This is a genomic window from Gordonia sp. DT219 (genome assembly GCF_049847065.1).
GTDB lineage: Bacteria > Actinomycetota > Actinomycetes > Mycobacteriales > Mycobacteriaceae > Gordonia.
Window position 1 is genome coordinate 1 of sequence record NZ_JBNCNR010000107.1, and the last position, 290, is coordinate 290.

Consider the following 290-nt stretch of genomic DNA (forward strand, 5'->3'; position numbering starts at 1 on the left):
CCGCGGACGATGGCGTCGACGTGTTCGGCGGAGATGGAGCCGTCGGCGGCGTGGGCGGTGACGAGGTCGATGTCGGTGGCGGCGGCGATGCGGACGTGGCGGGCCGCGGTGGCGGGCGCAAAACCCATGAGGATCAGCAGTTCTCGTAGTTTGGTGGCGCGGTGGTCGGCGACGCCGAGTCGGTCGAGTTCGGCGGTGACGGTGCTGGCGAAGTGCTCGAGGAGGTTGTGGGCGAGCAGTATTTGTTTCATCGCCGCGAATGCTTGTGGGCCGGTGAGGTCTGGGTCGAG

The 290-nt window shown here is 67.9% G+C and carries 1 pseudogene; it reads right to left on the reverse strand.

The features are described 5' to 3' along the window. A pseudogene (locus ACPXB3_RS22625) lies at positions 1-290 on the reverse strand (HNH endonuclease); the annotation flags it as partial.